3 protein-coding genes are annotated in these 6000 nt (G+C 45.8%); all 3 read left to right on the forward strand.

What is annotated here, in order from left to right; genetic code table 11:
• Positions 1–557 precede the first annotated feature (557 nt).
• Positions 558–1907 (forward strand): PEGA domain-containing protein, encoded by a 1350-nt coding sequence (locus QVP90_RS18735; RefSeq protein ID WP_021937277.1) that lies wholly within the window; start codon positions 558–560, stop codon positions 1905–1907.
• 26 nt (positions 1908–1933) lie between these two features.
• Positions 1934–4498 (forward strand): fibronectin type III domain-containing protein, encoded by a 2565-nt coding sequence (locus tag QVP90_RS18740; RefSeq protein ID WP_021937278.1) that lies wholly within the window; start codon positions 1934–1936, stop codon positions 4496–4498.
• 21 nt (positions 4499–4519) lie between these two features.
• Positions 4520–6000, forward strand: a 1481-nt coding sequence (locus QVP90_RS18745) for a leucine-rich repeat domain-containing protein (RefSeq protein ID WP_288204917.1), incomplete at its 3' end; no start/stop codon positions are given.

Raw genomic sequence — 6000 nt, forward strand, 5'->3', positions numbered from 1 at the left:
TAGATAAATTGACTACTGTCAACATATAATAACAGTTATACAATCTGTAAAGAATTAAATAAGGAAGATATATTTCCTCCCATATAATCCATATCTTCCGGTTATGAACATAGACTCCCATTTTCAAAAATCTCTCCGTTCGCAGTGCCAATCACCGAAGCCCTTCCGCAATATCGCAAGCTCTTCCGCTCCGTAATGCTTGCCACCAAGGCTTTTTAGCTATTGTACAAGGGGACATGTGCAATGCAACAGTACAGTTAAGGCTCCATCGGAGCATCATCATATTGTTAAAATCCGTCAAAAGCACAATCGTCACACAAATTAAACAAATAAATAACAGCACACTAATATAAATTTTGTCACTGTAAACCGTTACAAAACAAAAACAAGTAAAAGGAAATAAGGCATGCAACTATTTTTTTTAAGAATGAATGCTTCTTATTTCTGTTTTATTAACTACATTTGTAGGCGAAGTATTAATAATATAAAAGTCTCCATACTTCTAAAAAATTAGGGATGATTGCGAAAGGAGACTGTCGCAAACAAACAATTATTACATGAATCAAAACAATTTCAAACATCTGTTTTTACTTTTTTATTTTCTGTTGTTCTTATGTCCGAGTATTCTATCGGCCCAACAGAGTAAAATTACGGTAACTTCCTTTAATCGGATGGAAAACGACATCACCGCCCGTATCACAGCACCGAAACGGGATCAAAACGGAGAAATATGTGCGTTGATACGCATCGTGACCAACGAAAAAGACCTTATGTTCGAGCCCGATGCCTTAGGCATTACAGCCCGCGAAAACAAGACAGGAGAAGTGTGGGTTTATGTCCCCCGTGGTGCACGACGCATCTCAATCCTGCATGACAAACTGGGAATTCTGCGCAACTATTTCTATCCGGACATCATCGAAAAGGCAACCGTATACGAGATGGTACTCAACACAAGCGACGACCAGAACAAGCCCGTGGCGGAAAGTAACATGCAATTTCTCGTAGTCCGCCCCGAGCCGGCCACAGCCAATGTTTACATTGACGAAGAACCGGTACCTGTGGAAAACGGACTTTTCAACGCAACCATGCCGAAAGGAGAACACACCTATCGGGTGGAAGCACCGATGTATCAGCCCGATGCCGGTGTCATCAAGTTAGGTAATACTCCGGTCACCAAAAGCGTTGCATTAAAACCCAAATTCGGTTACATGGAAATCTTCTCACTACCCGAGCAGGATGCCGACGTATACATCGACAGCGTACGGGTAGGAAAAACTCCCTACCGCAGTGACCGCATGGGGATCAAGGAATATAAAGTGCGTATCGAGAAACAAACATACTTCCCGATAGACACCGTGCTGAATGTAACCGCCGGAGAAACCGTACGCCCTACCTTCCACATGATATCCACCATCAAACCGAAAGTTCCGATGAACACGCTCATTATGGTACAGGCAGGATTTGGCGGTGGCGGGCAAACCTCCTTCGGCGGCATGATCGGTTTTACACGCACCAACGGATTCTATGCCGCTTTCAGGAGTGACTTCAACTCGATCAAAACCGTAGGTGAATGTGACGATAACCAAAAGACCACCGAAGGCGCCTCCATCATCTATGAACCGGGAAGAACAGAGAAATCCTACCTCTGCATTACAGCCGGATATATGCGCCGTCTGGCTAAACCACTTTACGGCTATGCCGGCGTAGGATACGGTAACCGCACTTTTGCCTGGCTCGAAGCCGATACGGAAGACAACTGGTATAAAAACACCGATCACTCCGCATCCGGAGTAGCGGCAGAAATAGGGGCTATCCTGCGCCTGAAAGGGTTCCTACTTTCAGCAGGATTCAACACAATCAATTTCAAACAGCATCAGGTCACCGCCGGTGTAGGTATTATTTTCTAAGAATAACATAAATCACTTCAAACGATATGAAACGACTCATACGAACCATCGCCATCCTGTGCTTTATCTGGCTGACAGGAGGTTGTGAAAAAGATACAGAACCCACTTGGATTGCCCCGAAAATGGAGATCCAAGTAGTACCGCAAGATGACATTAAACGCAAAAGCGCCATACTGAAAGGGAATATCGGAGAAAACGATCTGGAAATTACCGAATGCGGCTTCCTCTACTCCATCAACAAGACTCTGCTCGAAAGTAAAGCATTGGGTGACAAAGATGTAATCAAAGTGCCTGTAGAGCAAACATCCGGTGAAGTAAAAGTACAATTGGAAGAACTCATTCCGGGAACGAACTATTTTTACTGCCTTTTCATCACCTGCGGCAACACCACTGTCATCAGTCCGGAAATTCTGCAGTTTGCCACAGTTGCCAACAATGCGCCCGAACTGGATACAATAACCCTCCGAACCAAAGACAATCAAAGTATCACGGTCGCAAGCGAGGTCATCTCCAGCGGGGCAGAAAGCATCGAACTGCGAGGTGTCTGCTACGTCAAAGGAACCGAAGGCGACCCTAAATTGGGAGACAACAATGTGGCCGTACCCGAAGGCGAAACCGATTTCGTAGTCACCATCAGCAATTTGAGCGCCTCTACCGACTATACCATACGGGCTTTTGCCATGAACAACGAAGGCATCGTAGGATACGGCAAAACAACCGTTATCCGCACCGAGAATTCGGAAAAGCCAACCGTACGCACATACGACGAGCCAACTGTACGCGGTAATTATGCCGTAGTAACCGCCGAAGTGACCGATGCCGGAACTTCTGCCGTAACCTCCCGGGGATTCTGCTGGAGCAGTACAAACTCCACCCCCATGCTTGGTGCTTGCGACGGACAGACAGAAATGCCTTTAACAGAAAGTAATGTATTCGCAGGAGAAATCAATAAACTCAAAGAAGGCACCGTTTATCATATCCGGGCTTATGCAACCAACGGAAAAGGAACCGGATACGGCAATGCTGTCACCATCACTACCACCAGTGTGACACTGCCGGAAGTTACGATCACCACCCCTACGTTTACTACCAAAACAGCCGACCTCAGTGCCGCCATAGCCAGCAACGGAGGCGGTACAATCACCGAACAAGGATTCTGTTGGAGTGCATCCGTACACAATCCGCAAACAGGCACGGAAGGATGCGAACATAAAGCAATAGAAGGCGACGACTTCAAGTACATGTTAGAAGAACTGACACCGGGAACCACCTATTACGTGACAGCCTATGCCGTCAACGAAAAAGGAACCGGATACTCGAACGTCAAAGAATTTAAAACCATGGAGCTCACAGTGCCCCGACTGGATGCACTCGTCATCTCCACACCCAAAACAGATGGCGCAAGCGTCAACTGCACACTGCTCAGCAACGGCAACGGTACCGTGACCGAACGCGGATTCTGCTGGAGCACCTCCGTACAGAATCCTCGATTGGACATGCAAGGATGCGAAAAAATACAGATGACAGGCACGGAATTTCTACATGAATTTACCGGACTAAACCCAGGTACTCCGTACTACGTGACGGCTTACGCCACCAATGAAGCAGGAACGGGATATTCTCAGGCCGGAAGCTTCACCACTGTAACTATTTCCGAACCCACGTTGGACATTCCGTATATTTCGGCCATCAATACCACCTCGGCCTATGTGCGTAGCAGTATTATCAATGACAATAATTCTCCGGTCACAGGAAAAGGGTTCTGTTATAGTACAACGAATCCCAACCCGACAACCTCTGATAAAGTGATCAGTGTTGAAGGCAACGACTTCACGCAGCAACTGCTCGGGCTGAATCACGGTACCCTCTATTACATACGCGCTTTTGCAACCAACAGCGTAGGTACGGGATATAGCAGCAGCGAAAGTTTCACCACCACTCAAATCACCGCTCCCGGCCTGTATAGTACAAATGTCTCAGGCGTCACCATCAACAGCGCAGTACTTACCGCCACGATCTACTCGGCAGGTAACGGCACCATCAGCCGGAAAGGTTTCTGCTGGAGCACCGAAACGAGTCAGCCGGATATGGATAAAAACACCCACCAAGACATTGAAGGCAACGTAACCGCCCTCAACCACACCCTCACCGGCTTAACGCCCGGAAAGACCTATTACGTACGTGCATATGCCGTCAACGAAGCGGGAGTGACCTACAATAGCCATGCACAATTCACCACGGATGCCGTCAATAAGCCGACTTTCGGAAATATCTCCGTGACAGACGTGGCAATCACCACAGCTAAAGTCACTGCACGTATCAGCAGTAACGGAAACCAGGAAATCACACGGAAAGGTTTTTATTGGAGCAGCACCAACCACGAACCGGGCGAAAACGACCAAGTAAAAGCCATCGAAGGCACAGGAGACCAGATGGTTCTGAACATGAGCGACCTGAAATCAAGTACCACTTACTATGTACGTGCTTTTGCCACAAATTCACAAGGCACAACTCTCTCTAATATCACCTCATTCACCACCGCCATCGACCCCGTACCGGGTGATGGAGATATGGGTAATCCGGATAAATAACCCTCGAAACAGAAAAGTAATATGAAAAAGATATTCTTATATATATGTATGATATGCCTGGCAGGTCTGAGCACCTACGCTGCCATAAACGGAACACAAGCAAACGATGACACTTTTGCCACCAATGCGCTGAAAGAAGGCTCTTTCCCACTGACCTTTGAACAGGAATCTACCACTGCCCCGTGGACAACTGCGGGAAACGGGGTTGTGACCAGCAGTAATAAAGAAGCGAACTCTGAAGTAGGGTTCAGTACAACGTTCAACCTATCATTTGATGCTACGGTTTCTTTCGACTGGTCTGTCAATGGCGACCAACTGATATTTTATGTGGACAACAAGCAAGTAACTAATATATCCGGCATTATATCCAACTATACCCCTTATAGTTATGATCTAAAAACGGGTGTGCATACTTTGAAATGGAGCTACAAAAACAGTAGTTCCGCTACCACCGGAGATGATCGCGGCTATGTGAAAAATATCTATATGTCGCCAACATCATTCATAATGCCGGGCGTTGCTTACCCTGTATGCGAGACCCAACTTTACTTCGGAAATGTAGTAAAAAATGCACCGACAACGGTCAACCTGAATGTCCGCAATATCGGTAGTGAACAACTAAACATAACGAAAGTAACAACCGACAATACCATTTTCTCCATAGGAGATTATGAAAAGAATATTCCAGCATTGGAGACACGCACAATCCCTTTCACCGTCACTGTAACAGCCGAAGGACTGATTGAAGCCAAAGCTATCATAGTAACCAATGGAGGCACACGGGAGATTTCCTTGCGGGCCAATTGTACAAGCGATATAACAAGCATCGCTGTGACAAGTCCGGGGAACCTCAGCAATCAAGTATCAGCGAGCGATTATGCAAAAATCAACAATCTTAAGCTGACAGGCGTTATTAATGATACAGATATCGCTTTCATCAAGCAAAACCTAACAGCTGTCAAGACGCTGGACTTATTGGATGCCTCATTTATAAACAACAGCATCAATACGCAATTCCAAAAGAATACATGGGTAACGTTGATATTGCCAAAAGGAACATTGACAATCAATTCTGCGGCACTCCAAGAGAGTGAATGGCTACAAAGTATCGTATTGCCCGAAGGATTGACAGACATAAATTCTAATGCTTTTTACAAGTGTAGTTCTTTACAAAATATCGTCCTCCCATCCACTCTACGAACTATCGGCATAAGAGCTTTTAATGATTGTGCGTCATTAAAAGCCATAACGATTCCGGACAGAGTTGAATCTATCGAACAATATGTATTCTATGAATGCAGTGCTCTCGAAGAAATAATTATCGGAAACGGGGTTAAGAGCATATCGGGTTATGGCCCATTTGAGGGATGTAGCAACCTTAAGAAAGTGGTCATCGGAAACGGCCTGACAGATTTAACCGGCAGTATATTCCAAGGCAAAACAAACCTAACAGAAGTCATATTAGGAAAAAATATAACAACAATAGGAAGCAGTTGTTTTAT

Source organism: Bacteroides sp. CAG:189, assembly GCF_000432295.1.
GTDB lineage: Bacteria > Bacteroidota > Bacteroidia > Bacteroidales > Bacteroidaceae > Bacteroides > Bacteroides salyersiae.

Excerpts from the sequence above, each read along its gene's own strand:
- QVP90_RS18735 (WP_021937277.1), top strand. The coding sequence starts at position 558 with ATGAATCAAAACAATTTCAAACATCTGTTTTTACTTTTTTATTTTCTG.
- QVP90_RS18740 (WP_021937278.1), top strand. The coding sequence starts at position 1,934 with ATGAAACGACTCATACGAACCATCGCCATCCTGTGCTTTATCTGGCTG.